The organism is Candidatus Dependentiae bacterium, from assembly GCA_018266175.1.
Taxonomy (GTDB): domain Bacteria; phylum Babelota; class Babeliae; order Babelales; family RVW-14; genus JAFEAY01.
In genome coordinates, this window is sequence record JAFEAY010000011.1 from 1 (window position 1) to 2,607 (window position 2,607).

The 2,607-nt window shown below is 48.4% G+C and carries 2 protein-coding genes; one reads left to right on the forward strand and one right to left on the reverse strand.

Annotation, left to right across the window (positions count from 1 at the left end):
- Positions 1–465 precede the first annotated feature (465 nt).
- Positions 466–1,944 carry a catalase gene (locus tag JST56_03025; GenBank protein MBS1987942.1) on the reverse strand — a complete coding sequence of 493 codons (1,479 nt, stop codon included), beginning with the start codon at positions 1,942–1,944 and terminating at the stop codon, positions 466–468.
- Between the two features lie 105 nt (positions 1,945–2,049).
- Here JST56_03025 and JST56_03030 point away from each other — a divergent pair.
- Positions 2,050–2,607 (forward strand): hypothetical protein (locus JST56_03030; GenBank protein ID MBS1987943.1); only part of this gene is annotated, 558 nt, incomplete at its 3' end.

Genomic DNA, 2,607 nt, shown 5'->3' on the forward strand with positions numbered 1-2,607 from the left:
CAAAAACAGAAGTCATAGAAACTAAAATGTTATTACCATAACTTGAGGAATATAATACATTGGAATTGGTTTTGATACGAAAGTGGAATGCAAAGAAGCATTACACGTGCTATCTCTCATCATCTTCCCAACCAACACCAAGAAGAAATAGAGAGAAAAGAAAAAAGAAAAAGAAAAAACCCATTTTTATTCTTAAGAACAAAGCAACCAAAAGGGGGACTCAAAAGGATAAAACACACCCAATTTGGCAGCCCCCATGCAAAGACAACAACAAAGTTGGACGACTCGTACCAAATTAAAACAAGATCTTTAGTTTTACAGATGCATTTGATGATTTCCTCCTCCAAGATTCTAGTTTTTGCAGATATGCCCTTCAATTCTTACATATTAACATTACACATTCTGAAGCTTCGTGGAAATGGAAAGGAATAATGACCATGCAATGGCCATTATGTTAGGCGTTTCTTAGATGTTTGGCCTCACATTCACACGAGACGCTATCTTTTGGCCCAATGACCTGTCAGCCTGAGTCCAATACGAGATCCATATGTTGCGAACCTCGTGTGTGACGCGGGGGTCCGATAACGCTTCCACAAACCGTCTTACGAACCGCTCTTGCCTATCTGGTGCCCATGATCGGTATCTGTCTCCAGCTTGCTTAAAGTTATGATTCTCCTTGGGAATCACACACCTTTCTCTTTTGCCGCTCAACACATTAGGCGGCATCGGGAACTTCTCAGCATGGCGACAAGGATCATATCTTGAAGGGAAGTAATTCACCTCCTCGTCTCTATGCATGAAGTTCATGAATCCTTCATGGTGGTTATTATGGTGAGGACATTTAGGAGCATTCACTGGGAGCTGAAGATAGTTAGGTCCAAGGCGATGCCTCTGTGTATCCGCATAAGCAAAACTCCTAGCTTGCAACATCTTATCATCCGAGTAATGAATCCCAGGCACCAACGACATGGAGAACGCCAACATCTCATTCTCCGCAAAGAAGTTATCAATATTCTTATTCAACACCAACCGTCCCACCGGCTGCAACGGTATCACATCCTCAGGCCAAGCGATGGTGGTATCTAACGGTTCAAAATCATAGTTGTTTTGGTCCTCGTAATCAATGGTCTGAATATAAAGTCTCCACTCAGGGAAATTCCCAGCCGCAATGGACTCGTACAAGTCCTGAGTTGCGTGACTATGGTTGGTCCCACCAATCCTAACAGCTTCCTCCTCCAGCATGCTTTTCACACCGCAAGTGGGTTTCCAATGGAATTTGACAAGCCGGGCTTTCCCAGCTTTGTTGATTAGAGAGTAGGCTTGGACGCCGAAGCCTTCCATGTGGCGGTAGTTGATTGGGATGCCCACGTCATCGTAGAACCAAGCGAAAGACAGAAGGCTTTCCGGATGGTAAGAGCAGAAATCCAGGAATCTCCATGGCTCTTGGAGGTGGGATTTTGGGTTGGGTTTGAAGGCACGGATGACGTCGGGGAATTGCATTGCGTCACGTACGAAGAATACGGGGAAGTTGTTGCCCACTAAGTCGAAGTTGCCTTCACGTGTGTAGAATTTGACGGCGAATCCACGGGGGTCACGGAGGGTTTCGGGGCTGCCGCGCTCGTGGATGACGGTGGAGAAACGGACGATGACGGGGGTTTGGACGCCGGGGGCACGGAGGAAGTCGGCGCAGGTTAGGTCGGAGATGTCGTGGGTTACTTCGAAGAACCCCTTGGCGCTGGCTCCTCGGGCGTGGACTACTCGCTCGGGGATTCGCTCGCGGGTGAAGGTCGCGATTTTTTCGATGAGTTGATAGTCTTCTAACAGGATTGGGCCTCGTTCTCCGACGGACATCACGGCGGTGTTGTTCCATACTGGTGCGCCGGAGTTTGTCGTGCAGAATGGGGTGTTGTACGCACTTGAAGGCCGGTACTTGTAAGGATCCATGTCCGGCCTTCTGATATTTCTACCTTCACCAATTCCGTAAACAACTCTCTGTTTCTTTTTTTCTCAATTGTCTTTTTTTTTTTTTTTTTAAAAAAAAGTAAAGCTATGTTGGGAGTATTTAGCAGTTCCATCATGTCACCGCCGGACGAGTTAGTCGCCGCCGGCAGCCGTACGCCGTCGCCAAAAACCACATCGGCGGCTCTCTTGAACCGGTTCGTCCAGACCAACTCCTCCGCCGTGTCCTTGCAGCTCGGGGACCATGTCCAGCTTGCTTACAGTCACGAAACTGAATCCGCCTTATGCCCCAGATCGTTCGCAGTGAAGGACGACATCTTCTGTTTATTCGAGGGAGTTTTGGACAATTTAGGAAGCCTCCGGCAACAATACGGCTTAGCCAAATCGGCGAACGAGGTGATTCTAGTGATCGAAGCTTACAAGGCCCTCCGTGACCGAGCCCCCTACCCGGCCAGCCACGTCGTCGGCCATCTTAGCGGCAGTTTCGCCTTCATCGTCTTCGACAAGTCCACCTCCACTCTCTTCGTTGCTTCTGATCGGAATGGGAAGGTTCCATTGTATTGGGGAATCACCGCCGATGGTTACGTGGCTTTTTCCGATAACGCCGATCTGCTCAAAGGTGCTTGCGGGAAATCGCTTGCTTCTTTC